This window comes from Psychrobacter sp. NPDC078409, from assembly GCF_050268505.1.
Lineage (GTDB): Bacteria > Pseudomonadota > Gammaproteobacteria > Pseudomonadales > Moraxellaceae > Psychrobacter.
On sequence record NZ_JBNNGW010000001.1, the window covers coordinates 518,612 to 542,309 of the forward strand.

The following is a 23,698-nucleotide window of genomic DNA, read 5'->3' on the forward strand; positions in this document are numbered from 1 at the left end:
CATATCAAATAATAATCTGATTTTATCAATTTGGCTTAGCTACTTTTTAAAATCAATTCACTAATAAACAGCTGATCTTTATAACTTAACCAGCTGCCCCAATCCTTCTTCTTTGGCTTTCTGCGCAATCTTTAGCGCGACTGCTGCATCAAAACTTGCTGCACCAACGGACTTAAATAATGTGATGCCTTTATTCTCATTCGTATCAATCCTAACTTTTTCAGTGACCAGATCACTTAATGTGCCCGTTAGCTGCTCCCATGTCCAACTACAATTCATATCATTATGAGCTTGTATCAAGTCGCCCGCTTCGTGTAAGCCACCTTTAACATCATCAATAATCACAGAAGCACTAGCCTCTATTACCGAATTACTAACTTCCTTCATCGTTGCTTGATAAGCACCGACTGCATTGATATGAGTATTCGGCTTTATCTGTGACGCTTCAAACAATCCTGTCTTTGCTCTTGTTGCGAGGTTGATAATATCGGCATCTTTGATAGCATCTGCAATATTCTCATAGACCTTGAAATCAACTTGCCATTGTGGGTATTCTTGTCTAAATTTATTCTCAAACTTATGCGCCACCTGTAGAGTTCTGTTCCAAATATTCACCTGTTTGATATTTGGACGCACAGTAAGTATGGCGTTGAGCTGCTCATACGCCATTCCCCCAGTTCCTACTACAGCCATGACACGACTATCTTGCTTTGCTAAATATTTAGTCGCAATCCCCGACAGTGCGGCCGTGCGTACCTGAGTGATATATATACCATCTAAAAAAGCTAGTATCTCCCCTGTCGCATTGTCGGATACAGTAATCGTTGCCATCGTCGTTGGCTTACCACGCTTGGGATTGTCTGGACAGATACTGACCAACTTGACCACGGTATATTCGTTCTCACCATCAAAAACCACGGACGGCATGGATAAATGTGAGCCATTGGCATGGTTATTACTTTCCTCAAAAGTAGGAATCACTAAGCGCTCAGGTGTTTTAACCCACTTTGGATGATCACTTTGCACTTTAAGCAGCGCTTCAATAGCATTTATTGCCATTGACATTGTCAGTTGTTCTTTTACCGTATCAATATCCAAAACGTACATAGTAACTCCTAAAATATTCTGTGAGGGTACTATCCCCAGTCTATGAGAATACAAAAACAAACTGCATGATTCATCCATGCTTAGAGCAAGACAATGACAAATATAAAAACGACTGACTACATCAGCTTTTTTATCTACATATCAAAAATCTTGCCACGATTCATAATGTTGTTTGGATCAAACACCTTCTTGACCTCACGCAGATAATTAATCTCAGTCTCACTACGGCTGTATTGCAGATACGGCTTCTTGGTCATACCTACCCCATGCTCAGCAGACACTGATCCGCCATATTTTTGCACTGTCTCAAACACGTGCTTATTCACAACCTGACACTCGGCAAAGAAATCATCTTTGCTCATATTCTCAGGCTTCAAGATATTAAGATGTAGATTGCCATCACCAATATGACCAAACCAGCACACCTCAAAGTCAGGATAGTTGCTGCTGACGATGTCATCAATCTCTTTAATAAACTCAGGCACATGACTGATCAGCACAGACACATCATTCTTATAAGGGGTAAAGACAGAGATGGTCTCTGAGATGTATTCGCGTAGCTTCCACAGCTCAGCCGCTTGCGATAGGCTCTGACTCATCACCCCATCAACAACCCAGCCCTCTTCCATACAATGCTCAAAGATGGCCATGGCTTTTTCCATGATTGGCTCATAAGGCGCTTCAAACTCTAATAACGTATAAAACTTGGTACGTGACTCAAACGGCTCTTGTACTTGACCATGGGCCATCAACTTATCAATCGCCACCTCATCAAAGAATTCAAAGGCAGTCAAATCAATCTGGGCTTGAAAGGCAGAGAGTACATTCATAACATCACTAAAGTTGTCCATACCCAGCACCATGACATTTAAGTCTTGTGGCTGACGCTCAAGCTTGATTTGCGCATGAGTGACAAGGCCAAGCGTGCCTTCACTACCGATGAATAGTTGGCGCAGGTCATAACCCGTGGCATTCTTTACCATACCGCGATTCAGTTGCAAGATATCGCCTTTACCTGTGACGACAGTCAGACCCATGATCCATTGACGGGTCATGCCATAACGGATGACTTTGATGCCGCCAGCATTGGTGCCGATGTTACCACCCATTTGACTAGAGCCTGCTGAGGCAAAGTCGACGGGATAGTAGAGGTCTTTTGATTCGGCAAACTGTTGCAGCTGTTCTGTAATGACACCTGCTTCAATCTCAACGATGCGATCAGCAGGATAAAAGGTGCCAATCTGGTTCATTTTATCCATGCTGACGACGATTTCGCCATTGGCAGCAACTGCGCCAGCAGAGAGTCCAGTACGGCCACCACTAGGGGTGAGAACGACATTATACTCATTAGCAAGCAGGACAATCGATTGAACTTGTTCGGTGGTCTTTGGAAAGACGATGGCGGCAGCAGCTGGAGCGAAGTGTTTGGTCCAGTCTTTGCCCCAATGCTCTAGACTCTCAGCGTCGGTTTTGATTTGGCTGGGGTCGAAATTATGATTGTCTTGTAGCGTAGAGATAAGGCTATCGATGGTAGGCGCTGAGATACTAATAAGATCACTCACTAAATAGGTTCCTTCATTTAATAAAATATAAGCTGCACCATGAGCAGATAGCACCTTATTGGCGTGTCTATCAACCACCATGGAGCGACTATAATTGAGGAGGAAAGCTCATTATCTGATAATTCTGAGACATTGACCCGCGTGGTACAACGTCAACCCAAGCTCAGTCAATCCAGACCTAATTCCGCTAAAGGCGATTTTTTCTTCTTCTAAGCGTTTAAAGGGTAAAGGGATGCTGTCACTATTACCTGTCAAGATATAATCTGCAAAACACTTACCCATGAGCGTCCCTGTGGTAATGCCGCGGCCATTGTATGCCGTCGCCGTCATGATACCTTCAGCAGGCTCAAGTACACGAAAGATATGATCCTGTGTAAAACCAAAACTACCGCCCCATTCATACTGCCAGTTAAATGCAGGCAAATCTGGGTAATAGCTTTTTTGAATGGTATTGGCCCATGACTGGTAAAAGGATTTTGGTTTGAGCTGCATACCGCCAACTGTGCCCAATAATAGACGATCATCTTTATCACGGCGAAAGCTAGAGAGCGCCAAACGGGTATCCCACGCCCCTGTCTTATATGGCAAAATACGATCTGCAACAGACCCGCTCAGTGGTTCGGAGGCAACCTGATAGTAGTCAACCAAATAAAACGTCTTCGCAAGTTCAGTCCACTCACCTTCAGTATAAGCGTTAGTAGCAATAATCACCCGCTCGGATTTTACATGTGCTTGCGGGGTTTTGGTGTACCAATGACCGTCTGCTTTTTCTATCGCTGCAACGGTTGAGTGCTCATAAATCGTGACGCCCAGACTGGTAGCGACCTTAGCCAGTCCTCTGACATAAGCCAACGGATTTATCGTGCCTGCTCGATGATCAAGCAAGGCTTTATTGATACTCGTCGTGCCACAATACTCATGACACTTCCTGCCAGTCAACACTTCCACATTCGCGCCGCGGCGGGTCAACTGCTCATAGCGGATATCGACATCGGTCTCGCCTTTGGCATTATGCGCCATATGAATGTTACCCGCATTGACCGCCTGCGCATCGATGTTATAACGCTCAATCAGATCAAACACCAAACGGGGCGCTTGTCCGAGCGCTTCGGTCAAGCGCTCTCCTGCAGTGTCACCTAGCGCAATGTTTAAATCCTCAGGACGCGACCAAGTGCCTGCATTGACTAGTCCCACGCTTTTTCCTGAGCCGCCATCACCAATGGTATGACCCTCTAACAGGACAACCTCAACCCCTTTTTCTGCTAAGTGAATAGCCGCTGACAACCCTGTATAACCGCCACCGATGATGCAGACGGTCGTTTGCGTGTCACTACTGATCTGGCTATAGGCATCAATCGTAGGCGCGGTCACATCCCATAAACACTGCTCTTGCAACATAACATACTCCTCTGGTATCAGACTTCATTGATAGAAGCAGTGGTGCCGAGCTTATTTGCGCTAGGCTCTTCACGTGGTATAAATTTATTTAGGAACGCCCATAGCAAACCAAACAAAGGAGACAACCAACAGGCAAAAGCAAACGGGGCATACGTCAGTGTGGCGATACCGAGGGTTGCCGCGACAAAGCTACCACCCATGTTCCATGGAATGAGCGGTGATAACAACGTACCGCTGTCTTCGATAGAGCGTGTCAAAGTCGTGCGCTTGTAGCCCATCTCTTGATATTTGTCTTTTAATAGACGGCCCGGTAGTACCAAAGTGGTATATACGTCACCGATAATCGTACCTACACCCAAAACGCTAGCATACGTGGTCAGAATCAAGCCGATACGCGACTTCACCGCCTGATCGATTTTTGCCATGATGGCTTTTAGCGTGCCGTAATGCTCAAGGGAGCCGACAAAACCGAGCGCAAATATGGTTAAGGTAATGACCCACGTCATCGACATAACGCCGCCTTTCGATAGCAGTTTATCCACCACTTCAAAACCTGTCTCACTAACATAACCATTTTGTAAAACACTAAAGATCTCACTAACCCCAACGCCTTGCATAAAAAAAGCGATCAATGAAGCCACAACCACACCGCCGAGCACCGTCGGTATGGCTGGCATTTTCATCACAGCGGCCGCCACGACCACAAGCGCAGGCAATAGGGTAATCACGCTCAGATTGTAGTTATCTGCTAGGCTAGTCTGTAACGCTTGAATAGAAGACAGATCGATACTGTCATCCCCGTAGCCCATCCCGATCCACGCATAGATAGCCAAAGCGGTCACCATAGCTGGCACTGTCGTTGGCAACATACCTCTAATATGCTCCCACAGCTCAACACCTGCCGCTGCTGGCGTAAGGTTCGTGGTATCTGATAATGGCGACATTTTGTCCCCAAAGAACGCACCAGACACAATAGCGCCACCTGTGAAATGTGCTGGAATACCTAATCCCATACCGATACCCATCATCGCAAGACCAACGGTACCAACCGTACCCCATGACGTGCCTGTCGCAACAGAGATAATGGCGCAGATAATACAGACAGAAAACAAAAACGAGGAAGGAGAAAAAATACTAAAACCGTAATAAAGAATGGTCGGCACGGTGCCTGCAATAATCCATGAACCAATAAGCATACCCACGCCCATCAAAATGATCATGGCTGGCAGACCAATTTTGATGACCTTTAAAAATCGATCTTCCATACCCTGCCAGTCGCGACCACGCAGCTTCATAAACAAGCCAGTAATCAAAATACCGCAAGCCAAAGGTATATGGGGGGTAAAGTCTTTGAATATAAAAAACTGCACCATCAGAATAATGGCAGTCAATACGAGGGGGGCAATATCAAGTAAAAAATTAGAAGATGGACCATAGCCATCAACATCAGGGTTATGCAGTTTGTCATCAATCATGATAGTGCTACCTTCCTTAGTAGTAATTGATAATAATGGCAACCTCGTCCGTCGTTGCTCAATCCTTTAAAAAATTGCTGCTTACAAAAAATTCTCGCTCAAAAGACACAGATGTGTTGTGGGTTGCTGGTCAAATATGCCCAGCAACCGGTTTAATAATGAATAGTCAAAAAGGATAAAAGAAAGTAAGCGTGTTGTTATTAGCCGAAACTAATGCCCTGTGCCAGCGGCAGCTCTTTTGAATAGTTGATGGTGTTAGTTTGACGACGCATATAGGCTTTCCAAGCATCAGAACCCGATTCACGGCCACCACCTGTTTCTTTTTCACCGCCAAATGATCCGCCGATCTCAGCGCCACTGGTACCGATGTTGACATTGGCAATACCGCAGTCACTGCCGCGATCGCTCAAGAAAATCTCCGCTTCACGCAAGTCATTGGTAAATATACAAGAGGATAGACCTTGAGGGACGTCATTTTGCATCTCGATGGCATCATCGAAATCTTGGTAAGTCATGACATATAAGATGGGCGCAAACGTCTCACTTCTAGCAACGTCATTTTGCTCATCAAACTCTACAATCGCAGGTTTGACATAGTAAGCATCAGGATATTTGTCAGCCAGTACACGCTCGCCGCCTGTTACCTTACCGCCCGCCGCGCGCGCTTTTTCCAAAGCGTCTTGCATGTTGTTAAAACTGTCTTTATCAATCAGTGGACCTACTAAGTTACCCTCTAATGGATGACCGATAGTGACGGTTTCGTAAGCAGATTTAACTCTTGGCAAGATGTCGTCTTTGATAGACTCATGGACAAACAAACGGCGTAGTGTGGTGCAGCGCTGACCTGCCGTACCGACCGCTGAGAAGAGAATACCGCGTAGCGCCAAATCCAAATCTGCACTTGGCGTCAAAATCATGGCGTTGTTACCACCAAGCTCAAGTAAGGATTTACCAAAACGATTGGCTACCTTTGGCCCCACTTCACGGCCCATACGCGTACTACCCGTGGCACTGACTAACGCCACATCTTTGTGCTCAACTAAGGCATTACCCACCTCTGTTTTGCCAAGTAGCAATTGCGACAAGTGCGCGGGTGCATCGCCAAACTTAGCAAGCGCTTTTTCAAACATCGCTTGACAAGCTAAGGCCACCAATGGGGTTTTCTCTGATGGCTTCCAGATCACAGGATTACCACAAGCAATGGCAAGTGCTGTGTTCCAAGACCATACCGCGACAGGGAAGTTGAAGGCAGAGATCACGCCAATCACACCAAGCGGATGCCACGTCTCACGCATATGGTGACCTGGGCGCTCTGAGGCGATAGTTAGGCCATATAGCTGACGCGATACGCCAACGGCGAAATCACAGATATCGATCATTTCTTGTACTTCGCCCAGACCTTCTTGTTTGATCTTGCCAGCCTCAAATGACACCAGCATACCTAGGTCTTCTTTGTGCTCGCGCAATACCTCACCAAGCAAGCGAATCAGCTCACCACGTCTTGGGGCAGGTACGGTGCGCCATGCTTTGAATGCTGCTTTGGCATTAGCTACTTTGATATCGACATCATTAACGCTATCCAAAGTAATGTTGCCAATAACAGCGCCATCAATGGGGCTGTTAACCTCAAAATCGCCATCTTGATACTGTGCTTCCTCGACACCCATGGCGGACATATATTGCTTGATCATACTCAATCCTCTTATAGTGGTTTATGCTTCCTTGAAACACTTATTAAATTAACTGCTGACAAGATAAGTTGCAAAATAATTAATTTCTTACTGCCATTCCTTTTTGGAATGGCGTGTCAATATCGTGCTCAGGCTTAGTCTCATCAAGCATTCAGCGCTAAGCTTTACTATCCAAAGCCAGCAAACATAGCTCTAAACTCTGAGATTGTAGGCGTTGATAAAGCGCCAGCTCATCATAAACAGCCGCCCCTAACGCCTGCTCAAACTCCTGCTGATTGGACAGGCCTTGATAATCGCTTTGCTTCTCATCATGCAGATTGGACTGAAAAATGCCCGCCGCACTGACTGGCAAAAAATCCTCATAGACGATAGGATCAATCCGAACAGCCCCTTGCTCGATCAAATCGGCAATGGCTTGTTTTGCTGTCTCTGTTTGCGACGCACTGGTGTCTAGATCAGATATGGCAGTACTCATATCGACGCCATCATCAACTGCCCGATAATAAAAGTAGGCCAACCCCTCATCATGCAGCGCTTGATAATCATCTGGAAACGCCTCAAATGCGCTGTCTAACAGTTGATAATATTTTGCAGCATTGTGTTCATTCGGTGTCCCGCCAAGCTGCTCGCGCGCTTGATTGAGTAGTTTGTCGTACAACGCACGACCTTTAGGTGTCAAGGCCACGCCGCGCTGTTCAATCTCACCGAAGCGCGCGCTATGGTGACCAGTGTCGTAGCCGCCCTCTGCGTTTTGAAAACTGACGGCCTCTTCTAGCGCTTTAAAGCTCGTTTGTCGTAACAAGATAGGGCAATCACGTTTAGGGGGTCCTTCTATGATGGCTTTTGGTGCAATGCCTTTACCTTGCATGCGAGCTTGTACGGTATCGATATCGAGCGTTCTGGGCGTCAGATGGTTGATGTGTGGCCCCTTAAAACCGACCACATCCGCTATGAGACCATGCTGTGCTAGTAGGCTTTGGTACAGTGTTTTTGAGACGGGTGTGTTGTCATGCCAACGAAACGTCTCTAACGCTTCTTTGACAAACTGCTGACTCTCATCCTTGGTGAGTCCGCCTTGCTGCTCACACCGCTCAATTAAGTCGATAACGTTATCAGTAAATATCTGGCGTTGGTCCAATGCCGCTCTTGCCTCTTGTCTGAGCTGCTCATCAGCAATCAAATCCAAGCGCAGCAAAGAGGTAAAGACTCGAAATGGACTTCTGTTCAATGACTCCGTTTCAATCGCTCGAAAGGCAGTCGAGTGTACAGGCACCCCTGCAGGCGCCAAGTCATAGTAACCAACAGGGTACATACCCATCACCGCAAACAGTCGACGCATCATGCTCAGCTCAGCCGCTGTGCCCAATCTAATTGCCCCATGACGCTCCATATTGAGTCGATCCAGCTCGCCACTGTGCTCAAGCTGTTGTCTGATTTCAGGATGCTGCGCCAGCGTCTCTGTATTGACGTCGCTTACTAAGTCAATCAAGTCGCCGTATAACGGCACTTCTTTCTTGTACATCTCGGACATCGCAATAGAAAATTCGTGGCGAATATCATCGCTGTTTATCAAAGTAGATTTCACAAGTCATTATCCTTTTTAAAAAGCTGTGGCAGTTTTGGTTTATAAAGTATGTCGATACAGCACAGTAACAATGTATTCATCATCAAGGTTGGCGTTCAAAATCGCATTAAGACACATTGAGACCGTATCGAAAGTGGTTATGTTTATAGTCAGGCATTAGGTTTCTGGTAGCTCATCAGGCAAGGCCATGAGCACCTCTTTTAAGATGTCGAGTCCAGCGGTTAGCGTCTCAGGCTCTATGGTGAGCGGTGGCAACAGGCGAATAATATGTCGGTATTTACCGCTAGGCATCAATAGCAACCCATGCTCTCGGGCGTGTTTTAACACATGGGTCATGATGATAGGATGCGTGCCATGCATCGGATGACGCAGCTCGATACCGCGCATGGCACCCACGCCTGTGAGTCCGTGCAACCACGGAGAGATGTTTTCTTGCTGCCACGCGGTAACCGTCTCTTCGATGGTCTTGGCATAGTGCTTGGCAGACTGCCATACCTCCTCTTTTTGCATAATGTCTAAAGTAGCATTTGCCGCCGCGCAAGCGACAGGATTGCCCGAGTACGTACCGCCCAAGCTACCCTTGGGACGTCCATTCATCACGCTCGCCTTACCGACCACCGCGCCCAGCGGTAAGCCCCCAGCGATACTCTTACCGAGCAGTACCATGTCGGGCTCAATGTCTAGGTGGGTAAAAGCGAAGGGCGTACCTGTACGACCATAGCCTGACTGAATCTCATCCATAATGAGCAAAATACTATGCTCGTTGCAAAAGTCGCGTAGGTATCGAGCAAAAGTTGCCGACATTATCTGAAACCCACCTTCACCCTGTACAGGCTCTGCGATGATGGCGCCAATGTTGTTGACATCAGTTTCGACCGCAAAGAGCCTATCTAACGCATCGATGGCTTGCTGATCGCTAATGTCATTGTCTGGACTGGGAAAAGGAATGTGATAGACGCCGCCTGCCAATGGCCCAAGTCCTCGCTTATAAGGCGCAACTTTACCATTCAAATTGACAGCAGCAAGTGTGCGCCCATGAAACCCACCATCAAAAGCGATAACGCCTGTGCGACCTGTTGCCATACGAGCAATTTTTATAGCGTTTTCGGTGGCTTCTGCACCGCAGTTGGTGAGCATACCGGCAAGCTCGCCCTCAATAGGCACCAGCTGGCACAGTCTGGGCATAAAAGTCTGATACGGCGCGTGCGCCGCCGCATTGTAAGCGTAGTGAATAAGCGACTGTGCTTGCGTGACAATGGCACTCACGATATGAGGATGACAATGGCCAAAGTTTAAAACCCCAATCCCTCCGACAAAATCAATATAACGTCGATCATTGTCATCCCACACCGTTGCATTTATGCCTTTGGTGAGTGTTATTGGATGTACCATCGTAAAGGCATCGGTAACGTTGTGCAGCTGATCCATATCAATCTCTCATCTTCCTTGAATAAGAGCTTTATTTCAGCAAAACCTACTATCATCAGCAAACGAATATTAGTTGTGGTGCCATTCCTTTTTGTCATTGCCAAAAAAAGCCAGCATAAAGCTGGCTTGTCTACTGTCAATTATACGGTTTGCGGTCGCGATATTTTCCGTAATGATTGTTCATTGATACATCAATGTCTACTTTCTGTGACACGATAATGTCTAAATGAATTGCACCATATCAAACGCCTATCAGACAATACTATCTAAATCCTGCTGGTTTGACTTGGCAAGATACGCGGATACCCACTCTAAAATAACCTTTACCTTATGCGAGTTGCCAAGCGATAAAGGATACGACATGTAATACGCTCCCCTGCCCTTGGCTTTATAATCCCATACCGATACCAGAGCGCCTGATTGCAACTCTGTCGCAATTAACCGTATCGGCACAAGCGCGATACCATAGCCCAGCAAAGCTGCAGAAATAATGGCATTAAATGTATCAAAACGCGGACCAACAAAAGTACCATCAATACTGATATCTTGCTGCCTAAAATATTCATACCATGCGCTCGGGCGTGAGCTAAGTTGTAACAAGGCGTACTGATCGATATGATTTATGCAGGGCGGTTTATCTGTCAGATACTCAGGGTGACAGACCGCGACTGTATACTCATCAAACAGCTTTATCGACTCCATACCGCCCCAGATGCCATCCCCATACATAAAAGCCACGTCGACATTTTGGTCTTCGGCAAAAAACGGCATAGCCAGCTCTTTGATATTTAAATTGAGCAGTGGATGTGCTTGGCTAAATCCTTTTAGTGCTGGTATCAACCAACGTGCGCAAAAAGTGGGATGGGTAACAATTTTAATTACCTCTGAGTTGTCACTGTTTGACATCAGACTGGTGGTCGCCGCTTCGATATGTTTGAGAATGTCCAACACTTCCAAATAATACGTTTTGCCTGCAGGCGTGAGCGAGATGCGATGCGGTGTCCGATAAAAAAGCGATAGGTTGAGCATCTCCTCTAGCTGCGCCACTTGTTTACTGATTGCGCTTTGCGTCATATGCATTTCTTGCGCGGCATTAGTAAAACTCAAATGTCGCGCTGCTGTTTCAAAACACTGCATAGCCGTGGTTGAGGGATATCTTCTAAAAGCAAGTGGGGTTTGAGTCTCAGTTTTCATAATTTGTTCATTCTTTTATATCTTATAAATTAGAGTTTAAAAATAAATTCCGTTTACTCGTGCTGGCCTCTATTGTCAATTTCATAAAAATTAACTTAGGTAATCCTATTTACGCAGCTTAACAATTATAGTCTAAACCCTTCTTATTATTAGCCCAAATGCGAGCATAGCTTTGGCCTTGCGGTGCTGCAAAGCAGTTCTCCACTAATCACCCAATTACATTAAAACTCACTCTTCAACACATATTAAAAGCTCTCTATGAGCGCATTATCAAAGCTGTTTGATCGTATTAGGTAATATCAATCAATGTCACTAACACCTCTCCCAAAAACTTCAAGACGCCGGACGACTCATAAGTAGTTTGTTTTTCAGATTTAGTGTTCATTTTTCTAACAATTCTAACTTCAAAGCCTACACAGCTTTGCCTAGCTTCTACTCTAATGGTACTATCTAATTTATACTTTTTCTTAAAGTCCCTAACCTCTTTTATACTACTAGAAGTCAGTTGCCAATGTTGAGGGGCAATAATTTCACAGCCTATCTTCAAAAATTCAGCCAATAGCTCATGTTGAGACTGTTTAATGCCAAACTTTAAGTACGATCTAGAGGTGATATGCTTTTGCTTATAGGTTCTGACAAACTGGTTTAATTTATCAGGGTTATGTACTGACATCTGATACGCTATATCTAATGCTGTTGTAACAATCGCTTGAGCAGTTTGACCTTTAACTTGAGTGATGAGCTTGTCGTTATTATTTAAGCTACTAGCATTTTTATATAACTTTCGTGCATTGAGTAAATGAATACCTTTTTTTATCGCGATGTGTTCCAATTCTTTTTCACGCAACTCTGATTTGAAGTTGTCCAATGCTCTTATAAAGCTAATCACCGCGTTGTATCTGGCATCAATAAAAATAGAACAAGCCCTCGCCTCTTCTCCGCTATTATTCTGATGCATAAACGGGTTGTCTGTATCAAGCGCTGTGAATAAAGGAGCATGATGCGCCTTTAGTTTTTTGGCAAAATAAGGTCTCAACTCTTTTAGTGCTACCATCTTAGAAGCTTTATCATAAGCGATTTTACTATGATAATTTACCTTTTGATAATCTATACCTGTTATATTCTGAAAAACAGTGAAAGGTATTTTGATGTTTGCTTGGCTTAACTGCTCTCCCGCTAATAAATGCGCCGTATGGATGTAATGCTCAAAGGTCGTATCACAAGTCAGATGACCTACGAAGCTCGCTAACCCAAACCAAGCACCTTGATTTTGATGGTAACCAGCAAGACTGTCAGCAATATTTTGGCAGTCCTCGACGGTATAGTCAGTCATTACCTGTGCTAATGCAGACTTATTGATAGCTAAAGCTAGTTGACTGATCGTAGTATGCCTGAAACTATGAAAAGTATAATCATAATTATTTTGCCCAAGCACCTCATCCCATAATATCCTCATTAAATTACTAAAGAAGTACGTTGGCAGTGGCTGTCTACTCGCCCCTTGTGAAAACAAATAGGCCGCACTTATTCTTTCTTGCTGAGCAATAAACAACGTCAATATTTTTAACTCATCTTTTTTTAAAAGCGCCGTTAATAATACTCTTCTTTTAGCACTACTACTTTTAAGACGTAGATAAGGGTTTGGCGTCAGTACAACGCTAATATCCGAGATACTTTTTACATTCTTGAGTTTTATACCTGCAATCTCATTAATGCGCATGCCAGTACGATACGCTAGAATCAGTATCGTCTGGCATAAAAGCTTTTGGCTATGGTTTAATTCAGATGCTTGTATAGCGCTATGCATGGCGCTATACACTCGAGGCGATACCATACTTGCTTTGACGACCTGCTTATTTTCTCCCCATGCAAAAATCACGTCAGGAGCATCGAAATACTGCATCTGATATCGATGAAAAGCGCGTAATCGCCCATAGGTATAAGACTGAGTGTTTTTGAGCTCATCTAAGCTGATTGATTGTTGACTCACATTTTTTGCGTCGTTACTTTCATCTAGCGCCTGTGCTACATTAGATTTTGGATCATTTAAATCATCATTTTCAATATTCTTGATATCATTCTCATCAAGCTCAATATCGTCTCGATCATCAATTGGGTCTTTCTGTAAAACATCCTTTTTGCGCGCATCCTTGACTTTGCTTAAGATAATTTGCTCATATATGTCTTCATAATCATTGCTACCCCATCCCTCTAATTTTTCATCTATCGTCAGCATAAGCCATTCACGTCCAATACAACCAACGTATTTACTAACTGAGTTTAGATTGGTTTGGTTACTTTCTAATAAAGACAGCACCCAACCGTGCAGACGTATGGCATTAGGCTGAGGAAAATCATTTTTTAGGTGACTTATTTTTTCTTTGGCAGATGATCGAGTTCCTTTCAGGCTCTCTTGAATGAGCTGGATGATATTTTTACTAAAAGCAGGATAGCTAGTATTGGACTTAGGATTATCATTCGATGATATGCTTTGAACAAATAGCTGTTGCCAACTAATAGCGGATTGAGTATTTTGAATGTCTTCTTGGTTATAAGTGAGTAACTGCTCTGTAGGCAATGACGTGCTTTTAAGCTGTCCTTGCATGACTAAACTACCGGCCCCATCAATAGCGCTACCAGGCCATTGGCGCCAGTGAAAATTAGCATATTTGATAAGATGCGATAAATGAATTTTTTGCGGATCGCGGCAAGTGAGCCCAAACTTATTATTGAGCTCTTTAACGATTGTCTCGAACTGACTTATTTTACACTTGTTTAGATCAGTGCCCTCTAAAGCATGTAAAAATATGAGACTGAGGTCGTCAGGAACGTAAGACACATAGCGAGTCAATACATCATCGTTGCCATCAATTCTACAACCATATCTATCATCTCTGATCTCTAAAGGAATCACGAGTAAAATAGTATCAGCATCTAATTTATGATGAGGTTCAGACTGTTTTTTTAGATTCACAAGATATAGTTTTCGCTCGCTAAACAGCCATTGGTATAGCGCTCTTAATGCGTCGATATCATTTAAACCACCGAACATGATACTACTATACAAAAAATAATAGACATAATCATTAGCGCTGAACTTGAGCTTACGTTGCCAAGTTAGTTGCATGGCTTGCCACGTCTCTGAAACTTTTGAACCTTCAACGAACCATTCATAGCTTATAGTGAGTTTGTCCCGTTCGGCTACAATAGGAACAACAGGTTCATCTAGCGCGCAATTGTTATCTTTATTATAATTTCTGACAGCTTTTAAGAACCCTACTCTTGCACAGCGGTATTGATTGAATGTTTTGAAAATGTTCGATAACTCATTATCAATAGCACAATAATGCTCTTCCATATCGGATTCATCAAAGGGTTGATGTTCATATAAATACTCAGTGACTATCTCTCTAGCTTTGTTAATGAACGCTAGCTTCTGCCGCTGTAAGTTGGCCGCTCTTTTCTCATGCGATGATAACTCTGACGATTTAGACATGGGGCTTGATCTCCACCTGTTTAAGATCAAGCTTTTTTGCCACACGATCTAACTGCGGCAATAGCTCTCTTCTATATTGATTGATACATTCAGAAGACATAGGATGAAATATCTCTTGGTCAGCATGTTCATGACCAAATAAAGCACAGATGTATAATTCGTTGACTTCATTGGTCAGCATGGAGCGTAATTGATGCCGCAGCCAATTGTCTTGATGAGGAAGAGCCTTGCCTACTATACTTCTAATACGTCTTGGTGTGATAGGCATAAACTTTTTTGGATTTAAGCTAAATATCTGTAAAAAAGGCACTTTTGAATGCAAAATTTGGTCGATTTCAAGTTTATGTTCCGGATACAAAGGATTATGCACACTAGCAAAGTGTTCTATATAACTAATGTAGTTTTTTATCGCCGTTTTTAGAAAAGAGCTGATAGGAATAAGGCGACCATAATCTTTGCCTTGTCGTATGGATTTATCGGAAACCCAATAGATATCATGATTAAAATTAAATTGATTTAGAAGTCCAGGTGCGTCATTCACAGGTCTTATGCCTGCTTGTATCTGAATAATGTGCCAGAGCCATAAACTATAAGCATTGAATTGTTTGAGATATTCATCTTCGCGATCGTTTACGCCATGATTTAATTGTTGTTTATCGCCATGCACTTGTTCTGCAAGCAGTGCGAAAAACTGACCACATACTTTATCAGTCAGTGCCATCTCACTACCAATGTAGATTTTATTAATGTTACTAGCGACAATTGGCATATCCACCAAATAAGGGTATCTGTGAGCTTGCCATAATTTATGGTTTTTTGGATTTAGTAAATGTGAAATTTTTTTAGATTTATTGGGTCTATAGAAATCGATAGTCTTCAAGCTTTTAAAACATCGATTACTCAATATTTTAATTGCCGCTTGATAGGTACTGACTAAATACGATGTTTTTATACTAGTATAGTAGAGCGGTGCTGAATGCTCCACTTCGACACCTGTTATGATGTCTGAGTGCAATGGTTCTCTGATATGATGAGTAATAATAAATGCTAGCGCTGATTCAACATGCTGATTTGATAATAAAGATAAAGATAAAGATAGAGATTCTTTAAGTATTTTTAAAAACTGATTGACTTCGGCTGGTTCTATTTCAAATTTATACTGTAATACCACATCTAAGGGTTCTGGCAGCGGTAAACTAAAATGATTACTATGACTTTTAGTAAGTGGCTTAACCTTATCGCGCCGATTGCCAGTGACATTAATATTATTTCGAATAACTGTGACACCACCCTCTTCTTCCACCAAAAACTGTCTTTGGCTTTTGTTAGCGGCTACCTCCTTGATCACGGTCTGAATTGACCTACCGGTTATCATTGATAGTAGCAAGATAGCAGCGACCCGATTAACACGCTGCTCTTGATCAGATATCATGTCCCATAGTTTTCCAAAAACCGACTGATAATCAGATACTGTTAATAGCCTGGTATTACTGGGAAACATAAATCGATTACGTTTACTGTGTAGGTAACTGGTTTTGACTTGGTACTGCTGTAGTTGCGATGATTTAGCTGTTTTCTTAGTTGGGTTATATTTGTTGTCTAAAAGTGCTGGCGGGTCATCGTCAGCTATGTTTTCTGATTTAACAACATTGTTGTCTGAGTACTCTTTAGGGAAACGCATTCGTCGAGTTTCTTCATCCGTAAGAAGTACATCTTGGTCTTCTCTCACTTTTTTTATAATTAAAGAGTTTCCATCTCCGCTACGCTGCCTTTCAATATAACTCTTATCTTTAATAACAACTTCATAAGCAAGTCTTATCTCACCTATCTTCTTAGCTAGATTGTGAGTCTTAACTAAACCTGTCTCCTCCCTATGCCGCATATCTTGTTCATATAATTCGATATCAGCGAAGTTTTGAAAGACATTGGCAGATGAGTCATGTATGTCTATCAACTCATCAATAATTGCTGTTTGAGATGAGTTCTTTTTTAACGACATTCTTATGCGAACGCCAAGCTTGTTAACTTTATTAAAATGCTTATCCTGACGCTTTACTATGAGTAATATAAGTTGCAAATACTTGCTCATAAAAAGCCAAGATTTGTCAGTGAACGGTTTTTGCCTATAGTAAGCAGTAAATATGGCTAACATATAAGAAACGGACCAAACATCAGTATTTTTATGATGATTTACTGCTTCTATAATAGTATTGCATTCGTCGTACGTTAGCTCCGTCAAACTCAAACCGGCACTCTGATCACTAATTGTCATCAAGTAGTTTGGAGACAGAATTATCAGCCCAAAAATAACTCTCTGCACTTGAACTGACAATGGTGAATCATGTGGCACAATCTGTCTGATCAAAGCATGAGCCTTTTCGGCCTTGATGGTGCTAACAGGCCATCTCTTTACTTCATCCATTGGTCCAGTCCATGTTTTGTGGTAAATCAAACGCTTGTTTCTCTTGCTTCAAAGACCTTTGTGCATACAAATACTGGTCGATGTTGATGCCGGCGAAGTTACAGTAATCTTCATTAAATAAACTATCACACCCCATTAGCTCTTTCAGCGTTGTTTGAGCACAATGCTTCTGAAGATGCTGCCATAAAGAGACATGGTCGACATCCCGATGGAAGCATAATCTCAATACATCTGCCCAGGCCATCTTAGTAATTTGCTCATCATTACCCGTAATGATTATAAATGGCTGACTTACATCAGACTCGTGATGAATAATATTCGTCATGCGCTCAAAATTATCAAAATATAGATAACCTTGCTTATCGCAAAATATAATTCTTGTCGGAGGCTTATGGTACTTATTGATACTAGCAAGATGAATAGGTGAGGTTTTAGGACGAAACTTCAGCCACGTTTTATAGGCTAGGGCCGCTTTGGGATGCACGGTCAACGGAGTATAACTAGGAGTGAAAAAATGATTACGAGCTACAGGTTTTTCTGTCATTGAACACCTCTGCTCTTTAGAAAAATAAATTAGCTGAGAAATATGAATGATAGGGTAGAAGTAATCCTAGCGTATCTTAAAAATAATTAGGTGTCAATATGCGTATTTTTACGGTGACTAAAATATGAATAACTTGTTACTTACTACACTAACATGATAAAACACAATGATATTTTATATAAAATAAATCATCTTATATCATATAGTTATAGTTAAAAGCTAGTTATGTAAAATAGTTCTACGTCCTTGCCAAGGTTGGGGTCGAGAGTTCGAATCTCTTTTCCCGCTCCAAACATGGCTTGAAAAAGCACTAAAAGCCTCACTCCTTAAATAGGAAGTGAGGCTTTTTTTTGTTTGTTTTTTGAGGGCTACTCCACTTAAGCTTATGTGTTACGACACTTACTCACAGACTCATTCGCTTATCTTTCAACTCTTCACAAAACCCGGTGTAAAGCTTATAAGTAATTAAATAACTTCTTCCTTTTGACAAACAGTAAAACATATCTTTTTTTAAGTAATATGCCATATCAGAATCATTCACATCTAAAAGATATAATTTATTAGACTGCTTAAAGTCAGTAATCCAGCTATTTGCAACTTTACTGTAATGAGACAGTTTTATCGAAATTTTTTCTAAACAATACAACGATGCCATGAATAAAAAGTTTTTAATATCACACCAAATGAGCTCGTTTAAAACTGGATTGCCTATTTCGTCAACTTCCTCACGGTAAATGATACCTGTGGACTGTTAGATACATAAAAGGCCTGATTTATTTTTACTGTCAGGGTTGCTGTTACCTTTATCAAATATTCCCGCTGCGATAGCAGGTACAGCAAGCCCTGCCGTACCTGTAATAGCTGCAATAGCTTTCAAATTCTTAGGTAAGTTCCTTTTGCTCATCAACAATCTCAGCCCGACCAGCATTCGTCAACACCCGAGTATCGATACCCGTATCGACAGCCAGTCCACCCGTTTGCACATCTTTAATAATTGTTTCAGTATTCAAGGCATCACGGTTGACGCCTGCTAAGCTGTCCTTACCTGTAACTGCGTCCCCTGTGACAATAGCGCCTTGACCAACAGTGGCTTTGTGAGAAACATAAAAAAAGCTACGATGCATGAAGTATCGTAGCTTTCTGATCTAATTGCGCTTAACTTTTATGTGTACGGCTCATCCCACACTACAATCAGTAATGTTAATGAGCAATTATCCAGCCGTTTTTTAAAGCAACGCTTTGTGTATCTTGACGTAAGCTTTCAATGCCTGCTTCGTTTAGTCCCTTTTCAATTAATAAATCTAGACTTCGCATCAGCATCTCGTAGATAAACTGTTGCTGACGCTTGGCATCTCCATTTACAAATTCAGGGTAGTCAATTTGTAATTTAAAATCCATTTTCTTAGTCTTAGACGAGTATTTTATGATTTCACAATATCGCTCTTGATCTACTTTATCTTTCATTAAAATTGCTATGCAGCGCCATTTGTCTAAGTCGATATCATAATCTTTATCGTTGATTTTTACGTTTATTTCATCTTCTACGAAGTTTCTTGTGGTTCTCATCTCATGACCAATATCACCACTATATTCCGAACTTATCCATAATTTCATGTTACCTACCTTTAAGCTCAGGGAGTGACAAAGTCATAAACTGCGTCATGCCATACTCAAAATCACGCTCTAACTTATCTTCATCTATGACTTCACCAAGTTCTATAGCTTTTTGTTTTAATAAATCAAAACAGGATCTGACCCCTTCGGCAATGTATGAGCGTAACTCTACATCGGTTTTATTCTGCCAGCGCTCTTGTGGAATGGTGAAATCAATAGTGTAAACATTCCTACTTGCTGACTTTTGTAGAAATTCTGCTCCTTCGGACTCAAAGTTTTGATGTTTACCACTAACTCTAAAAACAATGGATAGGAAGAGCAATGTTTTAAAATAATCACTTTCGTCCTGTTTCTGATAAAATATTTTGTTTAACAAAAGATGATAAGAACCTATTATTTTGTCAGCTTGAGTACTGCCACTTTGAGCACCAAATTGAATCATATACATTGTTATACTCCTTAATCGTCAGTATTGTTTTTTATATGTGGTGGTATATAGTTGGGGTCGTATTTAGGGTGAGAGGGATCGCGTTTGCCCGCCCATGACTCCTTATTATCTGGTCCTGGATGGCGTTCGGTTATATTACGCTCTATCTGGACAGCTTTATTTCGCGGACGCTCGCCGATTACTCTAATTCTTCCACCGTCAATTTCAGCATCTGTGTATCTAGTATTGGCATTTTGTGAAATGCCTGTTTTTAGGTAATTTCCCTCGGCATCATACTTTTGGTAAATTTCGGTAGGCTGGTTTCCTAAAGTATTACCATGCTCATTAGGCGAGTTGGTTGTCCGTTGAACCCCATTATCATCAATCACATAGTAACCACCACTGTCTCTTTTATAGATTTCATTACCACTATCGTCACGCTTACCCGTACTGGTTAATCTTCCACCACTTGGGCCTGTGATACTACCATCAGGATTGTAAGTGTATGCTCCTTCTTTCGCATCACCAATAGCGCCTCTTTGACCATTACCCATTCTTGAAGTCGAGAGTTCGAATCTTTTTTCCCACTACAAATACTTACAAAGCCTAAAAGTCAGCACCGTGACCAAAACGTGACCATTTCGAACTAACCCTCTAAAGCGGAAATATCATTTCAATTGTCAAAGTTATAGTACTATTAGAGTGGACTATCACCACAGTCCATTCTAATCAACGACATAGTTGCGCAATATTTATATCGTTAGTATCATTTCAGTTTTGAAATGACTCAATTATAACTAGGAAAATATCATGGCAAAATTAGAATCAAACATCGAATTAGAAGCCGCGGCATTTCGTCGCTTACTAGCTCATTTAGACGAGCGTAACGATGTACAAAATATTGAACTGATGAACCTTGCCGATTTTTGTCGTAACTGCTTATCCAAATGGTATAAAGCGGCTGGTGAAGAACGTGGTATAGAAATCGAATACGAGGATGCGCGCGAGCTTGTTTATGGCATGCCTTATGCTGAGTGGAAAGAGAAGTATCAACAGAAAGCAACGCCAGAGCAGTTAGCGCGTTTTAACGAGATTGAAGCAGCTAAGAATAAAATGGATTAAAACTGATAGTGATAGCGTAAATAAAGTAAGCCACCACTAGAGAGTAATATCAAAAAAACCCAACATTGCCGCTAAATTAGCGGCTTTCGATAGATTTGAGTATGCTACTAAACCCTATAGTTCCTTGTTTCTGCATTTGACGGTCAAATAGGCGACCGACTAATGGCAATGGTACCATCAATCGACCCTCAGATACCCAAGTCACGTGTGTGGTGCCATCGCCCAAGTCTTTTAAGTCAATGATGCCTTTATCATGTTGCATTTTTATAGGTTTAGATTTTTCGATTTGGTATTGCATATGAGTAGGATGCTCAAACGCCGTAATCCGCTCCCAGAACTTAACGGGTCCCGTTTGAATGCTACGTAAAGCCCCAACGCCATTGCGCTCTTCATTACCTTCAGCTACTAACTTAGCAACCCCCACCGCTTTAAATGAGCCATAACTGGCATGGTCACTCAGTGCTTCAAAAACTTCATCAATCGGTTTTTTGACAATGCGCTCTACTTTTATTTTAAACATAATATGATCTCGTTAAGATTAAAGTTATTTAGCTTACGGCTATTTTAGAAATAAATATAGCCGTCACATTGTGAAAAATTATTACCGCGAAGAGCCTCGTCCCTTTGAAGGACGCCTGCCATTGGTAGTAGGTTTGCCATTGCCTCCGGACTTACCATTACCCCCTGATGGCTTACCACGACCAGTAGGACGTCCATCCCTACCTTTAGAACCTGCTGGTTTTCTAGCATCATCTTTGGCGTATTTGCTACGCCCCTTTGCTGCACCTGCTGATTTGGTCGATGGTTTTGACTTTGACGAAGCATCAGCACGAGGTTTTTTTCGTGGCGAATTGCGAGATTTCTTATTTGAGTGATTGTCTTGCGACGATGAATCTTCTACAGATTTAAGCAACACAGACAGCTCTTTTGGAGTCAAGTCTCGCCAGTCACCAACAGGAAGCCCTTTGAGACTTACATTCATAATCCGCGTACGTTCAAGCTTGACGACTTCGTAGCCAAAGTGCTCACACATACGGCGAATTTGACGGTTTAGACCTTGAACGAGCGTGATATTAAACACATTAGGAGCTACTCTAGTCACTGGGCATTTTTTGGTCATCTTGCCGAGCATAGGCACACCGCCCGCCAGACCTTCGATAACACTATCCGTTAACGGCTTATTTACGGTAACTAGATACTCTTTCTCGTGATTATTACCAGCACGTAGTACCTTATTGACCAAATCACCATTATTAGTCAAAAAGATCAAACCTTGAGAATCTTTGTCCAAACGGCCAATCGGAAAAATACGCAAACTATGTCGCACGAAATCGACAATATTATTTTTCTCAGAGCTTTCTGTAGTACTCACAATGCCTACTGGCTTATTTAATGCAATAAAAATAAAATCATCGGGCTCTCGCGGCTCAATAAGCTGCCCGTTGACTTTTACCGCATCTCCAGCAACCACTTGATCACCGACCGACGCACGTTTGCCATTGATGTATACATTACCTTGTTCAATAAAGCGGTCAGCATCTCGCCTAGAGCAAATACCACTTTCGCTGATGTATTTATTTAAACGAGTCGAGGAAGCGTTGAACATAAAGCACCGTTTTACCTGATAAGAAGCGTTTTTTACTAAAAAAAGCCTAAATTGAATGGATCAACAATAACGAAATAGCTCACATTATATAGGAAATCGCCTGACCCTTTGAGGGGATATGGGTAAAAACCTAGAAATGTATAGCGTCATGTAATTTTGGATGATGTTGAAAGAACTTGTTTATGAGGTTAGGAATTTAAAAAGCCTCACCATGCATCATACGAGCAGTGAGGCTTTTTTCTAGTTTTTCAGCTATATAATTTTTCAAATCTGTTCTTTTGCTGATCACTCTACTAACTTATCTTCCACACTATTCAGCATCATCCAAAAGTTTATTAAGCTCGTCCACCATTGGATCGTCAATGATGCTACCTTCTACATAGCTGATTATCTCATCCACAGTCGTCAGATCCATTTCACGAATACCTAAACTGGCTAGTTGCGCACTAATAGATTCTAAGCTGTCGTTATCTTCAGCGTCATCTAATAAATCCTCTTCAAATCTACCTCTGACAAACCAGTACATTTTTTCTAGTACGGTTTCTTTTTTGGTCAAAGTAGAATAACCATCGCCATAAATGAACAGGTTGAAATGATAAGGTATCTCTACATCATTGATGAAAAATGTACGTTGGCACTCTAATGTATAGGCTTGAATCTCTTCACTCTCAGCGCTTTCATCACTTTTGTTATCTTCATCATATTCAATCGCCTCTTCTATCAACTCACCTAATATCTGATAGTCGCCGACTTTGATTTTATGATTATAAATGATAGCAGAGTCTGCGATTGCATCAAAAATAATGGCACTGACATCTAAGGTATGGTTGTCAATATCATAGAATGCTTTTAACGCTGGCAAAAACTTGGTCAGCTCTTCTTCAGGCACTTGAATGAGAAACTGCTGCTCGTATATTTTAATCATATCTTCAGGAGCATAAGTATTAGCAGTATTGGTCTCGTTTCTACCTGTTGGCTGCAAAGGTAAAAAATTATACGGGTTATGTTTGGTCATTCAGAACTGCCT

The 23,698-nt window shown here is 42.1% G+C and carries 20 protein-coding genes; 1 reads left to right on the top strand and 19 read right to left on the bottom strand.

Annotation, left to right across the window (positions count from 1 at the left end):
* Positions 1 to 78: 78 nt before the first annotated feature.
* From ACQKC9_RS01845 to ACQKC9_RS01920, 16 genes are all read right to left on the bottom strand, one after another.
* Positions 79 to 1,107, bottom strand: coding sequence for an ornithine cyclodeaminase family protein (locus ACQKC9_RS01845; protein ID WP_427620283.1), 1,029 nt, complete (start codon positions 1,105 to 1,107; stop codon positions 79 to 81).
* 134 nt (positions 1,108 to 1,241) lie between these two features.
* Positions 1,242 to 2,750: an FAD-binding oxidoreductase gene (locus ACQKC9_RS01850; protein WP_427620284.1), complete on the bottom strand. Its 1,509-nt coding sequence runs from the start codon at positions 2,748 to 2,750 to the stop codon at positions 1,242 to 1,244.
* Between the two features lie 30 nt (positions 2,751 to 2,780).
* A complete protein-coding gene (amaA, locus tag ACQKC9_RS01855; protein WP_427620285.1) occupies positions 2,781 to 4,067 on the bottom strand; it encodes an L-pipecolate oxidase in 1,287 nt (428 codons plus the stop codon).
* Positions 4,068 to 4,084: 17 nt separating this feature from the next.
* Positions 4,085 to 5,542: a Na+/H+ antiporter NhaC gene (gene nhaC, locus ACQKC9_RS01860; protein WP_427620286.1), complete on the bottom strand. Its 1,458-nt coding sequence runs from the start codon at positions 5,540 to 5,542 to the stop codon at positions 4,085 to 4,087.
* A gap of 200 nt (positions 5,543 to 5,742) precedes the next feature.
* Positions 5,743 to 7,233 carry an L-piperidine-6-carboxylate dehydrogenase gene (gene amaB / locus ACQKC9_RS01865; protein WP_427620287.1) on the bottom strand — a complete coding sequence of 497 codons (1,491 nt, stop codon included), beginning with the start codon at positions 7,231 to 7,233 and terminating at the stop codon, positions 5,743 to 5,745.
* 157 nt (positions 7,234 to 7,390) lie between these two features.
* Positions 7,391 to 8,764, bottom strand: coding sequence for a 2-oxoadipate dioxygenase/decarboxylase HglS (gene hglS / locus ACQKC9_RS01870; protein WP_427620460.1), 1,374 nt, complete (start codon positions 8,762 to 8,764; stop codon positions 7,391 to 7,393).
* A 210-nt stretch (positions 8,765 to 8,974) separates the two neighbouring features.
* A complete protein-coding gene (locus tag ACQKC9_RS01875) occupies positions 8,975 to 10,246 on the bottom strand; it encodes a 2-aminoadipate transaminase (RefSeq protein WP_427620288.1) in 1,272 nt (423 codons plus the stop codon).
* 252 nt (positions 10,247 to 10,498) lie between these two features.
* A complete protein-coding gene (locus ACQKC9_RS01880) occupies positions 10,499 to 11,440 on the bottom strand; it encodes a LysR substrate-binding domain-containing protein (RefSeq protein WP_427620289.1) in 942 nt (313 codons plus the stop codon).
* A 289-nt stretch (positions 11,441 to 11,729) separates the two neighbouring features.
* Positions 11,730 to 14,936: a tyrosine-type recombinase/integrase gene (locus ACQKC9_RS01885; protein ID WP_427620290.1), complete on the bottom strand. Its 3,207-nt coding sequence runs from the start codon at positions 14,934 to 14,936 to the stop codon at positions 11,730 to 11,732.
* Positions 14,929 to 17,358: a hypothetical protein gene (locus ACQKC9_RS01890; RefSeq protein ID WP_427620291.1), complete on the bottom strand. Its 2,430-nt coding sequence runs from the start codon at positions 17,356 to 17,358 to the stop codon at positions 14,929 to 14,931. The genes ACQKC9_RS01885 and ACQKC9_RS01890 overlap by 8 nt, the downstream gene beginning before the upstream one ends.
* Positions 17,351 to 17,902: a hypothetical protein gene (locus tag ACQKC9_RS01895; RefSeq protein ID WP_427620292.1), complete on the bottom strand. Its 552-nt coding sequence runs from the start codon at positions 17,900 to 17,902 to the stop codon at positions 17,351 to 17,353. Before ACQKC9_RS01895 ends, ACQKC9_RS01890 begins: the two co-directional genes overlap by 8 nt.
* Before the next feature lie 751 nt (positions 17,903 to 18,653).
* The gene (locus ACQKC9_RS01900; RefSeq protein ID WP_341609460.1) at positions 18,654 to 18,779 is read right to left on the bottom strand and encodes a hypothetical protein; all 126 of its coding nucleotides are present in this window, start codon (positions 18,777 to 18,779) and stop codon (positions 18,654 to 18,656) included.
* Between the two features lie 4 nt (positions 18,780 to 18,783).
* Positions 18,784 to 19,026: a hypothetical protein gene (locus tag ACQKC9_RS01905; protein ID WP_427620293.1), complete on the bottom strand. Its 243-nt coding sequence runs from the start codon at positions 19,024 to 19,026 to the stop codon at positions 18,784 to 18,786.
* A gap of 76 nt (positions 19,027 to 19,102) precedes the next feature.
* Positions 19,103 to 19,516: an Imm44 family immunity protein gene (locus tag ACQKC9_RS01910; protein ID WP_427620294.1), complete on the bottom strand. Its 414-nt coding sequence runs from the start codon at positions 19,514 to 19,516 to the stop codon at positions 19,103 to 19,105.
* Position 19,517: 1 nt separating this feature from the next.
* A complete protein-coding gene (locus ACQKC9_RS01915) occupies positions 19,518 to 19,964 on the bottom strand; it encodes a hypothetical protein (protein WP_341609464.1) in 447 nt (148 codons plus the stop codon).
* 11 nt (positions 19,965 to 19,975) lie between these two features.
* Positions 19,976 to 20,497 carry a hypothetical protein gene (locus ACQKC9_RS01920; RefSeq protein ID WP_341609466.1) on the bottom strand — a complete coding sequence of 174 codons (522 nt, stop codon included), beginning with the start codon at positions 20,495 to 20,497 and terminating at the stop codon, positions 19,976 to 19,978.
* 256 nt (positions 20,498 to 20,753) lie between these two features.
* Between ACQKC9_RS01920 and ACQKC9_RS01925 the strand changes: the two genes are divergently transcribed.
* Complete coding sequence (locus tag ACQKC9_RS01925) at positions 20,754 to 21,065, top strand: DUF1244 domain-containing protein (protein WP_427620295.1); 312 nt, start codon at positions 20,754 to 20,756, stop codon at positions 21,063 to 21,065.
* Between the two features lie 76 nt (positions 21,066 to 21,141).
* On the opposite strand, the gene ACQKC9_RS01930 is transcribed toward ACQKC9_RS01925, so the two are convergent.
* The 3 genes from ACQKC9_RS01930 to ACQKC9_RS01940 form a co-directional block, all read right to left on the bottom strand.
* Complete coding sequence (locus ACQKC9_RS01930; protein ID WP_427620296.1) at positions 21,142 to 21,585, bottom strand: SRPBCC family protein; 444 nt, start codon at positions 21,583 to 21,585, stop codon at positions 21,142 to 21,144.
* Positions 21,586 to 21,666: 81 nt separating this feature from the next.
* Positions 21,667 to 22,671, bottom strand: a complete 1,005-nt coding sequence (gene rluF, locus ACQKC9_RS01935; RefSeq protein ID WP_427620297.1) for a 23S rRNA pseudouridine(2604) synthase RluF — start codon at positions 22,669 to 22,671, stop codon at positions 21,667 to 21,669.
* Positions 22,672 to 22,981: 310 nt separating this feature from the next.
* A complete protein-coding gene (locus tag ACQKC9_RS01940) occupies positions 22,982 to 23,686 on the bottom strand; it encodes a hypothetical protein (protein ID WP_427620298.1) in 705 nt (234 codons plus the stop codon).
* Positions 23,687 to 23,698: the final 12 nt, after the last annotated feature.